The organism is Idiomarina zobellii, assembly GCF_900100855.1.
GTDB lineage: Bacteria > Pseudomonadota > Gammaproteobacteria > Enterobacterales > Alteromonadaceae > Idiomarina > Idiomarina zobellii.
The window spans coordinates 338,263-354,533 of the sequence record NZ_FNCB01000002.1; the positions used below are offsets into that span (position 1 = coordinate 338,263).

General features: G+C 48.7%; 19 protein-coding genes. 7 read left to right on the forward strand and 12 right to left on the reverse strand.

Features of this window, described 5'->3' with window-relative positions; all coding sequences use genetic code 11:
• Positions 1-6: 6 nt before the first annotated feature.
• Both flhF and flhA read right to left on the reverse strand, forming a co-directional pair.
• Positions 7-1,362: a flagellar biosynthesis GTPase FlhF gene (flhF, locus tag BLT32_RS03740; protein ID WP_053952948.1), complete on the reverse strand. Its 1,356-nt coding sequence runs from the start codon at positions 1,360-1,362 to the stop codon at positions 7-9.
• A 17-nt stretch (positions 1,363-1,379) separates the two neighbouring features.
• A complete protein-coding gene (gene flhA / locus BLT32_RS03745; protein WP_053953013.1) occupies positions 1,380-3,527 on the reverse strand; it encodes a flagellar biosynthesis protein FlhA in 2,148 nt (715 codons plus the stop codon).
• Positions 3,528-3,684: 157 nt separating this feature from the next.
• Here flhA and BLT32_RS03750 point away from each other — a divergent pair, with 157 nt between their 5' ends.
• Genes BLT32_RS03750 through BLT32_RS03775 form a run of 6 tightly spaced genes read left to right on the forward strand, consistent with a single transcriptional unit; the run spans position 3,685 to position 5,756 of the window.
• Entirely contained in the window at positions 3,685-4,101 is a 417-nt protein-coding gene (locus BLT32_RS03750; protein WP_235443949.1) for a prepilin-type N-terminal cleavage/methylation domain-containing protein, read from the forward strand.
• Positions 4,095-4,619, forward strand: a complete 525-nt coding sequence (locus tag BLT32_RS03755) for a prepilin-type N-terminal cleavage/methylation domain-containing protein (RefSeq protein ID WP_053952949.1) — start codon at positions 4,095-4,097, stop codon at positions 4,617-4,619. The genes BLT32_RS03750 and BLT32_RS03755 overlap by 7 nt, the downstream gene beginning before the upstream one ends.
• Before the next feature lie 18 nt (positions 4,620-4,637).
• Entirely contained in the window at positions 4,638-4,832 is a 195-nt protein-coding gene (locus BLT32_RS12905; protein ID WP_053953015.1) for a hypothetical protein, read from the forward strand.
• Complete coding sequence (locus BLT32_RS03765; protein WP_053952950.1) at positions 4,813-5,157, forward strand: PulJ/GspJ family protein; 345 nt, start codon at positions 4,813-4,815, stop codon at positions 5,155-5,157. The genes BLT32_RS12905 and BLT32_RS03765 overlap by 20 nt, the downstream gene beginning before the upstream one ends.
• A 28-nt stretch (positions 5,158-5,185) precedes the next feature.
• Positions 5,186-5,440, forward strand: coding sequence for a type II toxin-antitoxin system RelE family toxin (locus BLT32_RS13150; protein ID WP_053952951.1), 255 nt, complete (start codon positions 5,186-5,188; stop codon positions 5,438-5,440).
• Entirely contained in the window at positions 5,424-5,756 is a 333-nt protein-coding gene (locus BLT32_RS03775; RefSeq protein ID WP_053952952.1) for a helix-turn-helix domain-containing protein, read from the forward strand. The genes BLT32_RS13150 and BLT32_RS03775 overlap by 17 nt, the downstream gene beginning before the upstream one ends.
• 12 nt (positions 5,757-5,768) lie before the next feature.
• On the opposite strand, the gene ispH is transcribed toward BLT32_RS03775, so the two are convergent.
• The 6 genes from ispH to murJ form a co-directional block, all read right to left on the reverse strand.
• Positions 5,769-6,713, reverse strand: a complete 945-nt coding sequence (gene ispH, locus BLT32_RS03780; protein ID WP_053952953.1) for a 4-hydroxy-3-methylbut-2-enyl diphosphate reductase — start codon at positions 6,711-6,713, stop codon at positions 5,769-5,771.
• Positions 6,714-6,744: 31 nt separating this feature from the next.
• Complete coding sequence (fkpB, locus tag BLT32_RS03785) at positions 6,745-7,185, reverse strand: FKBP-type peptidyl-prolyl cis-trans isomerase (RefSeq protein ID WP_053952954.1); 441 nt, start codon at positions 7,183-7,185, stop codon at positions 6,745-6,747.
• A 9-nt stretch (positions 7,186-7,194) separates the two neighbouring features.
• On the reverse strand, positions 7,195-7,719 hold the full coding sequence (gene lspA, locus BLT32_RS03790; protein ID WP_053952955.1) for a signal peptidase II: 525 nt from the start codon (positions 7,717-7,719) through the stop codon (positions 7,195-7,197).
• Positions 7,712-10,546, reverse strand: a complete 2,835-nt coding sequence (gene ileS / locus BLT32_RS03795; RefSeq protein ID WP_053952956.1) for an isoleucine--tRNA ligase — start codon at positions 10,544-10,546, stop codon at positions 7,712-7,714. Before ileS ends, lspA begins: the two co-directional genes overlap by 8 nt.
• Before the next feature lie 26 nt (positions 10,547-10,572).
• On the reverse strand, positions 10,573-11,511 hold the full coding sequence (gene ribF / locus BLT32_RS03800; protein ID WP_053952957.1) for a bifunctional riboflavin kinase/FAD synthetase: 939 nt from the start codon (positions 11,509-11,511) through the stop codon (positions 10,573-10,575).
• Positions 11,512-11,572: 61 nt separating this feature from the next.
• On the reverse strand, positions 11,573-13,135 hold the full coding sequence (gene murJ / locus BLT32_RS03805) for a murein biosynthesis integral membrane protein MurJ (RefSeq protein WP_053952958.1): 1,563 nt from the start codon (positions 13,133-13,135) through the stop codon (positions 11,573-11,575).
• A 191-nt stretch (positions 13,136-13,326) separates the two neighbouring features.
• Here murJ and rpsT point away from each other — a divergent pair, with 191 nt between their 5' ends.
• A complete protein-coding gene (gene rpsT, locus BLT32_RS03810; protein ID WP_053952959.1) occupies positions 13,327-13,587 on the forward strand; it encodes a 30S ribosomal protein S20 in 261 nt (86 codons plus the stop codon).
• A 63-nt stretch (positions 13,588-13,650) separates the two neighbouring features.
• On the opposite strand, the gene BLT32_RS03815 is transcribed toward rpsT, so the two are convergent.
• The 4 genes from BLT32_RS03815 to BLT32_RS03830 are packed head-to-tail and all read right to left on the reverse strand — an operon-like array spanning position 13,651 to position 16,191.
• The gene (locus BLT32_RS03815) at positions 13,651-13,947 is read right to left on the reverse strand and encodes a hypothetical protein (protein ID WP_053952960.1); all 297 of its coding nucleotides are present in this window, start codon (positions 13,945-13,947) and stop codon (positions 13,651-13,653) included.
• Between the two features lies 1 nt (position 13,948).
• Complete coding sequence (gene fliS, locus BLT32_RS03820; RefSeq protein ID WP_053952961.1) at positions 13,949-14,371, reverse strand: flagellar export chaperone FliS; 423 nt, start codon at positions 14,369-14,371, stop codon at positions 13,949-13,951.
• 16 nt (positions 14,372-14,387) lie between these two features.
• A complete protein-coding gene (gene fliD / locus BLT32_RS03825) occupies positions 14,388-15,776 on the reverse strand; it encodes a flagellar filament capping protein FliD (protein WP_053952962.1) in 1,389 nt (462 codons plus the stop codon).
• Between the two features lie 13 nt (positions 15,777-15,789).
• On the reverse strand, positions 15,790-16,191 hold the full coding sequence (locus tag BLT32_RS03830; protein ID WP_053952963.1) for a flagellar protein FlaG: 402 nt from the start codon (positions 16,189-16,191) through the stop codon (positions 15,790-15,792).
• Positions 16,192-16,271 lie beyond the last annotated feature (80 nt).

Sequence of the window (16,271 nt, forward strand, 5' to 3'; positions counted from 1 at the left end):
GCTCACTCAGCGAGAAAACGCCGCATTCCAGTACGATTTTGGCACGTCTGATACCGAGGAACAAATGCTTTTGTCCATTAACCGCTCGGCTTCAGATACCAGGTAATTTGCATCGGCAACTTTAATGTCTTCAGGTACTTGCTGACCGTTGGTGACATATCCAACCGGCAGGCCGTACTCAATTGCCACACTGATACTTTCTCCTAAACTTAAGCATTCGTCCAGTTTGGTAAAAATGCAACCCGACAAAGGTAGTGTTTTGAATTGTTTAACGGCGTCATTTAACACTTGGCTTTGTGAGGTTGCCGACAATACCAGATAAGGTCGAATTCTCAGGCGGGTATTCTGGATAAGCTGACCCAATTGCTCGCTTAAGCGCTTGTCGCGCTGACCCATACCTGCCGTATCAATTAAAATCAGGCTCTTATCACGTAGCGACAGTAATGAATCCGCTAGCTCTTTTGCATCTTTTGCCACTTTTACCGGACAGCCAATAATACGTCCGTAAGTCTGTAATTGTTCACTGGCACCAATTCGGAAGGTGTCAGTGGTAATTAAAGCAACTTTGTCAGAGCCATGACGCTGAGCGTAACGGGCCGCCAGCTTAGCAATAGTGGTGGTTTTACCAACGCCGGTAGGACCAACTAGTGCCACTGCACCGCCGCGTGTCAAAATATCGTCATTGGTGGTATTCAACTGACCTTCCAACAGATGCATGGTTTGCTCCCAGGCATCCTCGTCTGAGCTGCTTTCAGGAATAAAACAAGCAATCTGATCCGCGATGCGTTCACTCAACCCCATCGTCATAAGTCGTTGCATCAACATGGCGCGCACTGGCTCTTCGCGATCCATCTCTTGCTTCATGAGACCGCTTAACTGGTGCTCTAACAACTGGCGAATACCGTTCACTTGTGAGCGCAGCTCTGCGATTGCTTCCGAGTCGTTGCTGTCCGGCGTATTCACTTGCTCAGGAAAGACATCCGCTTGTGAAGGCTCTTGTTGAGCCGATGCTGCCTGATGCGCCATTTGGTGATAAGCGTCATGCTTTGCTGCCGTTTCAGGTTGACCGGTCATCTGTTCTGCCGCTTGCGAAGACGTTTGCGAAGGCGCGGCATTTTGACGCTGCAACAATTCAGCCAACGACTGAGCCGGTGCTTCCGACTCTTGCTTTGGTGCCTGAGTATTTGCGGAGGTCTCTGGAGCCGCTTCTGGTGCTCGTGCGTCCGGGTCAACAGCCGCCACTAATTCAATACCACCGTTCACCTTTTTATTGGATAGAATAATCGCATCAGCGCCTAAGGTTTCTTTAACCTGCTGTAAGCCTCGACGCATATCCTCTGCAAAAAAGCGTTTAATTTTCACAAGCGACTCCCGTTGTCTTAGGTAGCGGTTTGTTCACCACTGTTTTGTTGTCCACCAATTGAGCTGACAATGCGAATTTGTTTGTCATCCGGAATTTCCTGATACGACAACACTCGCATACCATCGGTAGCGTGGCGCGCAAATCGCGCCATGGTTGAGCGTAGTAGCCCGGATGTCAGCAACACAGACGGTTCTCCGTTCATTTCCTGCTGCTGATGCGTTTCGCGTAACGACTGTTGCAAGCGTTCGGCTAAACCTGGTTCAATGCCTGCACCTTGCTGATTTCCGTCGTTACCAGCCATCTGTAGTGACTGATGCAACATCTGTTCCAACTCTGGCGCCAAAGTTATGACAGGCAGTTCGGTTTCGCCTTCTGAGATATCCTGAACAATCAAACGGCGCAGAGAAATTCGAACGGCGGCCGTTAGTACATCCGGATCCTGACTGCGTCCGGCGTACTCAACCAAGGTTTGTACAATGGTGCGCATATCGCGTATAGCAATGCCTTCATCCAGCAAGTTCTGCAGCACTTTGACAAAGTTACCCAGTGACAATAAGTCAGGAATAAGTCCTTCCACCAATTTCGGATGCGTGCGACCCAGGCGATCCAACAGCTCCTGTGCTTCTTCATGACCAAGTAACTGCGATGCGTGATTCGTGACAATTTGACTTAAGTGAGTGGCCACTACCGTTGCAGCATCCACCACGGTATAGCCTAAGGTTTGCGCGTGCTCTTTTTGCTCCGGGCGTATCCATACTGCGTCCAGACCGAACGCCGGATCCGTGGTTTTTTCACCTTCAAGTTCCCCGAAGACCTGACCTGGGTTAATAGCAAGCTCCCAATCATGGCGAATTTCCGCTTCCCCCATGGTCACACCCATTAACGTAATACGGTAGCTGTTAGGCCCTAAGTCGAGGTTGTCCCGAATATGCACCGCGGGCACCAGAAAGCCGAACTCCTGCGACTGCTTCTTACGCACCCCTTTAATACGGGAAAGGAGCTCGCCGCCTTGTTGCTTGTCCACCAGCGGAATAAGACGATACCCCACTTCCAGACCAATGGTGTCGACATGGCGAACGTCGTCCCAGGACAACTCTTTTTGCTGTGCCTGCTGAACTTGCTGCTCTTGTTCTTTTTCCACCAGCTCGCCCTGCTCGGTTTTGTTCTTTTTAAGTTTGAAATACGCAGCGCCCGCAAGAATTGCCGACATGCTGAGGAACGCTAAATGAGGCATACCCGGAATCACACCCATAGCGAACAATACCGAGCTGGAAATAACCAATACTTTCGGGTTGTCGAGCAACTGCAGAACAACCGCGTCACCCATGTCTTTACTGTCATTCTCGCGGGTAATAATAATTGCGGTTGCAACAGACAGTAACAGTGCTGGAATTTGGGCGACCAAGCCGTCACCAATGGTCAGAAGCGTGTACACTTCTACCGCTTCACCGAAGGTCAAGCCGTACTGGATCATACCAATGAGCAAGCCACCAACAATGTTGATAAGAAGAATAAGAATACCGGCGATGGCGTCGCCTTTAACGAACTTACTGGCACCATCCATTGAGCCGTAGAAGTCAGCTTCCCGGGTGACGTCACTGCGGCGCTGTTTGGCTTCTTCCTGGTTAATAAGGCCAGCGTTCAAGTCCGCATCAATGGCCATTTGCTTACCCGGCATGGCGTCTAACGTAAAGCGAGCGGTTACTTCGGAGATACGCCCCGCACCCTTGGTAATAACTACGAAGTTAATAATAACGAGAATAGCGAAGACCACTAAACCAACGGTGTAGTTACCGCCGATGACAACACTACCAAAAGCTTCAATGACGCTACCGGCTGCGCCCGGCCCATTGTGGCCCTCGAGTAAAACGATACGTGTCGATGCCACGTTTAAGCTAAGCCGCAGTACTGTGGCGATAAGCAGAACTGTCGGAAAGGCAGCGAAATCCAGTGGTCGTTGGGTATAAACCGCAACCAGCATAACCACCAGCGACAATGTAATAGAGAACGAAAACAGAATATCCAGCACCATTGCCGGAATAGGCAGCACCACCATCGCCAAAATGGCCATAATGGCTAAAGGCGTACCAAAGCCCTTAATTAAATGGGCATTGTTTTGCGTGAAATGTCTTAAACTTACTAACTTTTCGGCACCGCTCGCCATACGTCTTCCTGTTGCGTCAAAAAGTTGAACCTGCGGTGTTTTATTCAAGAATCGAGCCAGCTTTTTAAATACTTGCTGACAATACATTGCGAACTAGCTTACAGACATTTTTCTGCTTACGGCTAAACTATCTGCACTTCGAATAACAGGGGGCTCTGTGCGCGGTTACTCCTTAATTGAATTGCTGATTGCATTGGCTATAACGGCTGGGTTAGGTGCCTTGTCGATGCCTTTGTTCAAACAGCAGACTGAGAGTTTATTGCTGCAGCAGGCAAGTTCTCGGTGGCTGTCGTATTTACACCAAGTCAAAGCAAAAGCACAACGAGCAGAGGACAGTATAATTGCAGAGCTTGTGCCTCTCGAAGGTCGTTCAAATGTGTTTGAGCTGGCAACGGAGTCGACTTATAGCTCAACAAGCCCGTTAATATTCTACGGTGCTTCTGGCGGGGCTGTGCCCGGGCATATTCGAATCATGAACGAAAATAATACCGTTAAAGTCATTATTAGTAGCAAAGGACGTGTTCGCTCCTGTGTCAGTCATGGGCCAGCTTTGCCCGGTTTGCCCTTATGCTAGAAAGAAATATCGCTCAAAAAAGCGATGGGTACAGCCTGGTTGAAGTACTTATTGCTGCGTCGCTGGGAGCCATTATTGTCATGACCGCACAACAGTTATTGCAATGGCAGAAAGGCGCTCAACATAGCTCGGTATCAAAGGCACGGTTTATGTTGAGCGGGCAAGCGGTCGCAGAGACGTTTTTAAGCAGTTTAAGCAATTCGGTGGTTGCAGACGTCCAAAACCCGGAGCGTGGTTGCTATGTCTTTCCGACACAAAACGGAGGCTCTGTCGGTTTTCGGGTTAGACGTTATCAATTACAACATAACCCTATGACGCTGGACTGCGCGGGTTATGGTTGGCAGTCGTTAACCGATAGTGCGCAATTTTACGTTCAGGAATTACGGGTTGAAGCTGACGCCTCCTTAAATTCAGGAAACAGCTCAAAGCTGTTTATTACATTGTTGATTTCGCGAGAGACAACCCAAGGCGTTCAGGAACAACAATTTAATCGGACAATTACCGTTTTCCCTCAGTAACAGAAATGGATGTTCATTATGAAAGCGAAAGGATTCGCGTTGATACTGACGTTAGTCACACTCATAAGCCTTAGCTCCGCGAGCTTGGCTGCTCTGTTGTTTTATGCGCAAATGCTGGAGGCTCAACAAGCGCATCAGTGGCAAGTGCTTTCTGAACAACTTGCGGCTGACTTTAACCAACAAAAAGTGCTTTATGAGTCATCACAGCAGTAAAGGCTTTTCGCTGGTTGAGACATTAGTCGCTTCCGCACTTGTGGCGATGTGGGCTGTAAGCAGCCAACAACTGCTTCAGATAGGATTAACTGCTATTGAGAGAGCTGAGCGCAAAGCACAGGCTGTGGAAGCTTTAAATAGCTATATACAAGATGCTCATATTGCTTGGAGGAACGGCTCTCCCCCTCGACCTGAAGCCGAGATTAACGGATTTCTTATCAGCTCCATTATTAACCCAGTAAACGAGAACAATGTTTCAGTTAATACCAAAGTAATCTGGGGCGAAGACAACTCTTACTCGTTACAAATCTGGTTATCTCGATAAATTAGCAATAACTTATTTATAATATATAATGAATAAAATAGAATGGACAAGGAAAGCCATTAAGCAACTTCATAAAATATCTGAAGTTGCTAAGGAGCCCGTCGTTGAGAAAGTCTCAACATTGAAGAGGTTTCCTAATTGCTTACATGTAAAAAAGCTAAAGGGAGCAACCCATTTATATCGGCTGAGAGTTGGACGTTACAGAGTTCTGTTCACCCATCTCGACACAGTCAGAATTGTTCGCATAAACGAGGTGAAAAAGAGAGATGAACGCACCTACTGACGTACAAATTATTGAGAAAAATGGGCAACCCGAGTATGCCGTTATTCCCTACGAAGATTATATCGCCCTGCTCCACTCTCAGAACAGCAATGAATTTATTCCTCACGAGGTAGTAGAGCTCAGCCTATCAACAGGGGGCAATATGATCGCAGCCTGGAGAAAGTTTAAGACAATCAGTCAGACAGAGTTAGCAGATAAGCTTGGTATTTCACAGTCAGCCGTCGCACAGATGGAACGCCCTGGGTATAACCCAAGAAGCGATACGTTAAAACGCATCGCTATTGCATTGGATATTAGTCCTGAACAGTTATTTTAACGGCCATTCAAACTAAGCTGCTGGGTGAGGTCTTAACTCTGGCGGAATAGAGAAAGTGATGTTTTCTTCGCGGCCACTGAGTTCTACAGCCGTTTTTCCACCCCAGGACTGCAACTTGGCAATGACTTCCTGCACCAATACTTCAGGTGCTGATGCGCCGGCTGTGACAGCGACTTTTTCTTTGCCTTCAAGCCATGACTTATCAATACAGCTGGCATCATCAATTAAATAAGCCGGTGTGCCTATCTTTTCTGAGAGCTCACGCAAACGGTTTGAGTTCGAGCTATTGCGCGCTCCTACAACCAACATTATATCCGCGTCACTGGCCAATTCACGCACTGCGTCCTGTCGGTTTTGGGTGGCATAGCAAATATCGTCTTTTCGTGGGCCGTTAATATCTGGGAATTTCTGACGCAGGGCTTCAATAACGTCGGCAGTGTCATCAACCGACAACGTTGTTTGGCTCATATAATGAAGGTTTTTCGGGTCTTTAACTTCCAGCTTGTCAACGTCTTCTGGCGACTCAACCAGATAAATGCCGCCTTCTTCGTTTTTATACTGGCCCATTGTGCCTTCAACTTCCGGATGGCCGGCATGACCAATGAGCACACACTCGTGGCCTTTGCGGCTGGCACGGGTGACTTCCATATGTACTTTAGTCACTAACGGACAAGTGGCATCAAACACTTTCAAGCCGCGATCTTTTGCTTCCTGACGTACCGCCTGAGATACGCCGTGAGCACTGAAAATCACGATATGATCGTCTGGCACTTCATGCAGCTCTTCAACAAAAATAGCGCCTGCATCACGCAATTTATTGACGACGTATTTGTTGTGAACCACTTCATGACGCACATAAATTGGCGGCTCAAAAATCTCTAAAGCACGCTCAACAATGGTTATGGCTCTATCAACACCTGCACAAAAGCCACGTGGGTTCGCCAACAAAATCTGCATAGTTCCTCCTGCGTTCAACCGACTCAGTCAGTTACGGCTCAACGCTGATAATTTCTACTTCAAAAATCACCGTCTGTCCTGCCAGTGGGTGATTAAAATCGATAGTCACTGTTGGACCTTCAATTTTTCGAACAATTCCCGGTAAGTCCGTTCCATCCGGTTGAGTAAAGGCTAAAATTGCCCCCACTTCCGGCCTAGTCTCGTCCGAAAACTTCGCCGAATCAACGTAATAATAGTTATCCGGGTTTGGCTCTCCGAACGCGTCTTTAGGCTCCAGCGTAAATTCACGCTCTGCCCCTTCACGCAAGCCAACCAAACAGGCTTCAAAATTTTCCGTTAAGCTACCGTCGCCCATACGGAACTTGGCCGGTTTACCCGACATTTTCGTACTGTCTGCAACCGACCCATCGGTCAGCTTAATGGTAAAGTGCATGACCACTTCGCGGCCATGCTCAATTGGTAAACGACTCAAAACGTACCCCTACGACTTGTCACCCTCGTCCAGTTTGTCACGACGGTTATCAAAAAAGGCTTCCAGCAACATCAAAGCGGCGCCTATCGTTATTGCCATATCAGCAACGTTAAACGCTGGCCAATGCCAACCTTGATAATGCACATCGAAAAAGTCGATGACATAACCGTACATCAAGCGATCGGCAACATTGCCTATCGCGCCGGCTAAAATCAGTGCAAAAGCCAGGTTCTGACGCCATAAACCCACTGGATTACGGCGCATCCAAATAAGCAGCACCACACTAATGGCAATCGCGATAGCCGTAAACAGCCAACGCTGCCAGCCGCCACTGTCACTTAAAAAGCTAAATGCGGCACCGTAGTTATGGACATAGGTGAAGTTGAACAAGCCCTCTATGACCACGCGACTTTCATACAGCTCGAACTCACCAGCCACCCAAATTTTGGTGACTTGGTCGATCACGAACAGCAACAGCGTCAGCCACAAAAAGCGTAAGCCAGTGGCTCTTTTTGAGTGTGCAAAATCAGGCAAAACGACGCTCCTCACCTTCACCATCAATATTAGTTACACAGCGCTGACACAAGTCATCGTGCTCTGACAAAGTGCCAACTTCTTCACGATGATGCCAGCAGCGCTCACATTTTTTATAAGTACTCTGCTTAACTTCCACCGCCAGTGCCAGTTTCTCCGCTTTAACCGCGTTAGCTGGAGCGTTATCCAATGCTTCAACACGAGCTTCAGAGGTCAGCAATGCAAAACGCAGCTCTTCACCTAAACGGTTCAGAGAGGTCGCCAGCTTATCATCGGCATATAAGGTTACTTCTGCCTGCAGCGAGCCGCCAATCACATCGTCACGACGCGACTGCTCCAGCGCTTGGTTAACGGTGTCACGTACGTCCAGCAGCTGCATCCAAAATTCGTTTTCGGTGTCACTCACACCGGCAAAGTCGCTAAAGCCTTCATACCAACTTTCGGTAAAGACATACTCGCCACGCTCGCCCGGCAATAAGCCCCAAATTTCCTGAGCCGTAAAGCTACAAATTGGGGCCATCCAGCGAACCAACGCTTCGGCGATATGATGCAGTGCGGTCTGACATGAACGACGCGCCAATCCATCAGACTTAGCCGTATACTGGCGGTCTTTAATGATATCCAGATAAAAACTGCCCAGTTCAATCGAGCAGAAGTGCATTAATTTTTGCACCACGCTGTGGAACTGATAGTTGTCGTACGCTTCCAGTAACTGCTTCTGTAAGTCTGCAGCACGACCGACGATCCAGCGATCCAGCTCGACCATGTCGTCCATTGCAACGGTATCTTTTTTCGGGTCGAAGCCACTTAAGTTAGCCAACAAGAAGCGTGACGTATTACGAATACGGCGGTACGCATCGGCAGAGCGCTTTAGAATTTCATCGGATACCGTCATTTCGCCTGAATAATCGGCCGAAGCGACCCACAAGCGCAGAATGTCGCCACCTAGCTTATTCATCACGTCCTGCGGTGCAACCACGTTACCCACTGACTTCGACATCTTGCGACCTTGCGCGTCAACAGTAAAGCCGTGTGTCAGAACTTGATGGTACGGTGCTTCGTCATACATAGCGACGCCTGTGACCAATGAGCTCTGGAACCAGCCACGGTGCTGATCCGAGCCTTCCAGGTACAAGTCTGCTGGCCAACGTAAACCATCAAATTCGCGTAATACGCAGTGGTGCGTCACACCTGAGTCGAACCAAACGTCCAGCGTGTCGGTGACTTTACGGTATTTATCCGCTTCATCGCCCAACAACGTCTCTGGCTCTAAATCGAACCACGCCTGCACACCCTCTTTCTCAATCAGCTGTGCAACCTTTTCCATTAATTCCAATGTATTCGGGTGCAGCTCATCGGTTTCACGGTTCACGAAAACCGCAATAGGGTTGCCCCATGTGCGCTGGCGAGAAATACACCAGTCCGGACGCCCTTCAACCATCGACTCAATACGGCTTTGCCCCCACTCAGGGAACCAGCCCACTTTCTTAATTTGATCTAATGCGCCGGCACGCAAACCTTTTTTGTCCATGCTAATAAACCACTGCGGCGTCGCACGGAAAATAATCGGTGTTTTATGGCGCCAGCAATGCGGGTACGAGTGGTTGTAACTTTCTGCATGCATCAGGTTGCCAACTTCGCGCAGCTTATCCACGATAGGTTCGTTCGCTTTGAAGACATGCTGACCGGCAAATAGTGGCGTGTCGTCTTTATACACACCGTTATCGCCCACTGGGTTATACACTTCCAGTCCGTATTTCTGACCGACCAAAAAGTCGTCAACACCATGGCCTGGTGCCGTGTGGACACAGCCTGTACCGCTTTCAGTCGTAACGTGGTCGCCTAAAATAATCGGTACTTGCAAATCAAATAACGGATGCTGAAGCTGCAGCCCTTCTAAGTCTTTACCTTTGCAGAAGCCCAGCTTATGGTAATGCGCAATATTCCAGCGCTCCATGCAGTCCGTGACCAGGTCGTCAGCTAAAATGACGCGCTCTGCCGGCTGTTCGCCGTCGGCTTCAATTTGCACCAGCGTGTACTCGAGGCCTTCGGCCAAAGTTACCGCACGGTTTGCCGGAATGGTCCACGGAGTGGTGGTCCAGATAACCATGCTGACATCGCCGTCACCCACATGCCCTTCTGGCGTGCTAAAGCGTTCTACCGTCTCTGCGCTAGCCGCAACAGGCAGACGCACATCAATTGCCGGCGAGTTTTTGTCTTTATACTCAACTTCCGCTTCGGCCAGAGCCGAGCCACAGTCTGTACACCAATGCACCGGCTTAAAGCCTTGATGCAAATGGCCTTTATCAATAATTTTTGCCAAAGCCCGAACGCTGTCCGCTTCCTGCTTAAAGTTCATGGTCAGGTACGGGTTGTCCCAGTCGCCTAGTACCCCCAGGCGTTTAAAGTCAGTGCGTTGCTGATCAATTTGGGTTTGCGCGTATTCACGGCATTTTTCGCGGAACTGAGCTAAGTCGAGCTTTTTACCCGGTTTTCCGTGCTTTTTCTCTACCTGTAGCTCAATGGGCAGTCCGTGGCAGTCCCAGCCGGGCACATACGGCGCATCAAAGTCGCTTAATGTTTTCGCTTTAACAATAACGTCTTTCAGAATTTTATTTACGGCGTGACCAATGTGAATTTGCCCGTTTGCGTAAGGAGGGCCGTCGTGCAGAATAAATTTCGGCTTGCCGTTTTTGGCTTCACGAATTTGACCGTAAAGGTCATCTTCATACCATTGCTCCAGCATTTTCGGCTCGCGCTGAGCCAAGTTGCCGCGCATTGGGAACGCTGTTTCTGGCAAGTTTAAGGTGTGTTTGTAATCACTCATTAGTCACTGTTTCCATTTCCGCATAGTTACTGACTCCGGCACGCTAAAGCATCGCGTGCGCGGGCGGCATCTTTTTCAATTTGTTCTTGTAAATGCTGTAACGACGCAAAGCGTTGCTCGTTACGCAATTTAGCCACCGGAGTGACCGTTAAATTCTGACCGTACAGATTGCCTGAAAACTCAAACAAATGCACCTCTAGCTGCACTTCGTCGCCATTTAATGTGGGCCGTGTGCCTAAATTGGCGACACCGGAATAAGTTTGTCCACTTTTCTCGTGTGTCGCTGTTACCGCGAACACCCCATGCAACGGACTTTTAAGACGCTTTAATGGCACATTTGCCGTAGGAAAACCAATAGTTCGGCCATTCTTGCGGCCATGAACCACTTTTCCCATCATTTGGTATGGTCGGCCCAGCATTTGTTCGGCAAGCTCAAAGTCACCGTCATCCAACGCCTGGCGAATGGCCGTGCTGCTGACACGCTGTTGTTGTTGACGATAACTGCGCGTGTCGACCACTTCAAAGCCCAGCTTGTCGCCCTCTTTTTTCAGCAGCTCAAAATCGCCTTCTCGCTTAAAGCCAAAACGAAAGTCATCGCCCACCACCAGGAATTTTACGCCCAGCTTTTTAACCAGGGTCTGTTCAATGAATTCCTGAGCCGGCTGGCTAGCAAACTTTTTATTAAACTCAATAACGATATGACGGTCGATATTCTGCGCTTTTAACGCCGTATACTTCTCGCGCCAATTGGTCAGGCGTGCCGGTGCTTGTTCTGGTTGGAACAACTCCTGCGGCTGCGGCTCGAAGGTCATAACTGCTGACGGAACACCAAGCTGCTTCGCTTTCTCACGCACCTGAGCCAATACCGCCTGATGGCCCAAATGCACACCATCGAAGTTACCAATGGTTAGTACGCAGCCATTATGCTCGTCTCGTAAATTGTGAGTACCGCGAATCAGTTCCATACCCGAACAGTCTTAAGGTCGTTTGAGAAAGTCGCGATTATAACCGATAACCGCGTGATAATCAGTACTCGCGAGCACGGAAATGTCGCGGTCGCATCCCCGTGACAAGCAAGGTCACTAAATAGGCAGCCACGCCAGCACCTATCATTTGTGCCAGTAGCCACGGCCGCTCTACTAAACTACTTTGTTGCCATGCTGTTTCGTCTGGGTTTAGCCATAGAATGACGCCTATCATGACTGCCGTTGCCAAAATCACCTGAACGATGAAGCGCCACGTGCCTGGCTGTGCTTTTAAAACCCCTTCTTTATATAAGGTAAAGCCCAACAGGCCTGCGTTAATAGCTGCGGACGCCGCCGTTGCCATTGCCAAGCCTACATAACTAAAGGGAATGGCCAGCGCGACGTTAAACACCATATTCGAAACCATAGCAATAATGCCAAATTTGACCGGGCGCTTAGTGTCCTGCCGCGAGTAAAAGCCCGTTGCCAGTACTTTTACCAACATAAAACTGACAAGGCCTGTTGCGTACGCCATTAAGCTATACGACGCCATGCGCGCATCTTCCGGGCTAAAGGCTCCGTGCATAAAGAGCACCATTAACATAGGCTCAGCGAGTACAAATAACCCCGCCATAGCCGGTACGCCCAAAAGCAGCACCATGCGTACGCCCCAGTCCAAAGTGGAGCTGAAGTTTTGTGTGGACTTATCAACATGGCGCGAAGATAGAGCCGGCAGTATGACCGTTGCTATGGCGATACCGAAGAGCCCTAACGGAAACTCCAGAAGCCGGTCTGAGTAATACAGCCAACTGATAGAACCGGTCATTAAGAAACTGGCTATGAGTGTATCGAGTAACAGATTAATTTGGCTCACCGAAACCCCGAAAATAGCCGGCAGCATCAGCTTGCGAATTTTGGTGACGCCCGGGTCTTTCCAGCCCCACTTGGGCCTCACCAACAGTCCGGCTTTTTTCAAAAACGGAATTTGGAACAGCAGCTGGATTAAACCACCGAAGAATACGCCCCACGCAAGCCCGTATTCCGGTTGCTCCATATTCGGTGCTAGCCAGACGGCGGCAGAGATAATGGCTATGTTTAAAAACACCGGCGTAAATGCAGCCACTGCGAACTTCCCAAGCGTGTTGAGAATGGCACCCGCCATGGCAGTAAAGGTAATGAACCATAAATAAGGAAAGGTAATGCGAAGCAAGTCACTGGCCAGCACGAACTTATGCCCCTGCGGGCCGTCGTTCCACCAGTCCAGAAACCAGCCCATGCCAAACAGCGCCGTGACAATAGGTGATGCAATAACACCAAACAAAGTCACCACGGTAATAATAGTGCCCAGCGTACCTGACACACGCGCAATTAAGAGCTGTTGCTCAGGCAACTCTTTGCCTTGCTTGTATTCAGTGAGTACTGGCACGAACGCCTGAGCAAATGCGCCCTCGGCAAATAAGCGTCGGAGAAAGTTCGGGATTTTGTTCGCAAAGAAGAAGACATCCGCCGCCGCGCCTGCGCCCATAAGGTTAGCAATGACCACATCGCGCACTAAGCCCAAAACCCGCGAAATGAGGGTCATGAAACTTACGATGAAACCGGAGCGGAGCAAGGCTTTCGACACGTTTTTCGTCCCTGAGTTATTGAGTTAACATTGCAGCTGAATAAGGATTGTACGTCGACAATGAAAGCTTGTCAGCAAAGAGTCCGAAAAGCTATTTTTTCTTACCTCAGCTGTTGACTTTTGCGGCAAAAACGGCATAATCGCCAACCTTTATAAGAGAAGCGTTCTGTTAATGAATTTAGGAGTTCACCTTGGCTAACATTAAGTCTGCTAAAAAGCGTGCGATTCAGGCCGAGAAAAATCGCCGCCACAATGCAAGCCGTCGTTCAATGATGCGTACTTACCTTAAACGTGTAAACGCAGCAATTGAAAGCAAAGATAAAGAAGCAGCAAACGCTGCAATGAAAGACGTAACCCCAATGCTGGACCGTTACGCGACTAAAGGTCTTATCAGCAAAAACAAAGCGGCACGTCATAAGAGCCGTTTAAACGCTAAGATCCAAGCACTGTAAAGAAATTTACTGACCTAGGCTTGTAGCGTAGGGAAAGAAAAGCCGGCTTTTTAGCCGGTTTTTTTATTTGGTATAAGCTCTGACGCCTTTCTTGCTTTTACCAATTTTGGTAATAGCTGCGCTGGTTTCTTCGAGGACTTTTTCTAGCTCTGGTTGTACTTCATTGAGGTAGCTATCAACCGCAGCAACTGCAGTTACCCATTCGCTAGACTCTGTCCAGCCATCAGGTAACTGTTCTAGAAAGGAAAGTATTTTAGGGAGAGTGTCAGCGGCAGACTCATACTCTGAGTCTGCCACTTGTTGTTTTAGCTGCTTGTAGAGCCCACTTAACTGTTCTGGTGAGCGTGTCTCTTCAGACAATTTAAGCTCCGGCTGCCTGCTGCATTTGGTTCATAGCAACGTCACGCTGGTCGGCAGGAATTTGGTCCCATGCGCCTTTAATGTCCAGCATTAAACGTGCTACTTCGTCAATTGCATCAATATCCATATCAATAGAGGCGTCAGCAATACGCGTACTCATGTACATATAAAGCTCGCGTAAGTTGCCAGTTGCCTCAGCGCCAGCAGTGTCATCCAGGCTATAACGCAAAGAATCAACAATAGCCTGGGCTTTACTTAAATAATGGCTCTTTTTCTCAAGGTCTTTACGCTGAATCGCTCCTTTGGCGTAATTCAGGTTCTCTAACACACCCGCCATCAGCATTTGTACTAGCTGATATGGGTCTGCACCCGCAACACGGGTTTCTAGTGAGCCTTTGGTGTAGCCTTTAAGCTTCATATTCATACGTAATTACCTCTAATTAATCATTGTCCCGTGTAAATCCAGGGAGGTTTGCAAGCTGAGCACTGACTGCATTACCACGGTTTTGCAACTGCCCAACTAAGGAATCCAGTGCCTGATATTTTGAGTTCAGTGTTTCGCGCAGTGACTCCATGCGCAATGCCAGCGACTCTCGGCTTTCTTCGACACGGTCCAAACTTTCATTGATAGAGTCTCGGCGCAGTTGCAAGGAGCCACCGGCACCAGCATAGCCGTCTAGTAAAGTTTCCATGCGCGCTGCTAAGCCATTTTCGCCACCAATGACATTTTGTAATGCCGATGGGTTTTCAGCGAGCACATCCTTGACGTTAGTGACTGGGTTTTCCTGCTGCAAGCGGCCATCGTTGTCTAAACCGAAACCTAAGTCAAACAAGGTTTGCCCTTCACCAAAAGTACTAGTCAGCACATTGTTAAGCTGTCCTTTCAGAGTACGAACAGTTGCATCACCCTGCATCATGCTGTCTTCGCCACCAATTTCACTGAGCAAATCAACAGTGCTGTTATAGGCTTTTACAAAGCTGTCTATGGACTTTTGAACACCGGCGTCATCACGAGCTATCGACAACTGCGCCTTTTCAGTGCCTTCCGATTCTTTCAGAGCCGTAATGGTCGATCCCTGAATAACATCGGTGAAAGTATTGGTGTCGTTGGTAGCCCGAATGCCGTCAATCTCAATAATGGCGTCAGTCGCCTGATCATCTGCGGCAATGGCCATGCCCCCAGCGCCACCGCCGTTGGCTTGAGTTGAAATAGCGTCAAATTCAGCGTTGTCGTTAGTAACTGTTAAATCATTACCCGCACCGGTGACACTTGAGCGGAAGACTAACTTCGCTTCAGTACCGGTATTAATAATGTCCGCTGTAACGCCAAAGTTGTCCTCAGATGAGTTGACCGCCTTACGGATATCTTCAAGCGTTGAGCCAGCTTCAATATTTAATGTAAAACTCTCATCACCAGCACCAAAGGTTAACGAACCCGCGTTGGTGTTAACTTGATCATCCGCACTGACAAATGCTCCATCAGCAGACACGGCGCGACTGCCTTTCGCTAATTGCTGAACAAATAGTTCAAAGTCACCCGCACTGGCATCCTCAGAGCTTTCAACACTGACAACATCACCAGAATCGGGTTGAGTAACGGACGCTTTCATAGCACTAAATAAGCTACCGTCAGTCAGCTTCTCAGCACTTTCCTGGAGCTTTGATAATGCCGAACGCATTTCACCAACAGCCGATAGCTCCACGGTTAAGCGGCCTTCCTGTTGGTCCAAGCGGTTTTTCTTAGGAACACGCTCGGCCTCTAATGTCGCATCGATGATGCCCTGCAGGTCTAACCCTGAACGCGCACCCGTTGATGAAATTAATGGCATATCAACACCTCACTTAAATCTGGTTGTCGAATAAAAATCCCATCCGACTGTTCTCGTTATCGGCCATTTCTTCAATAGCTTTAGATAACTTCACAACCAATTCTGACGGAATTTGACGAATCATTTCACCGTTGTCTGTATCAATCACCTTAACCACCGGTGGCTCGTCTCTTTCATCGAATACAAACTGCAAACTGGTATTCCGAATAGTCGATGACTGATTCATTTCCTCTACCGTGTCTGCAATACTCTCACTACTTGCCTGCTTTTCCACTTTATCAGCGGTGCGTTCCTGAACTTGGCTGACCGCGTCCATGACCTTTTGGTCCTGCGGCCGCTCCGCCTTGTTCGGTGAACCACCCGCTGCACTACTTAAGGGACTTAACGCGCGGCTTTCAACTGACATGTCTGCCATAATACTCACCTTTTCCTTAGTTACTGTGCAGTTTAGCACTAAAACAATTATCCATGTATGTTATCGGTAAGTCGTGCTGA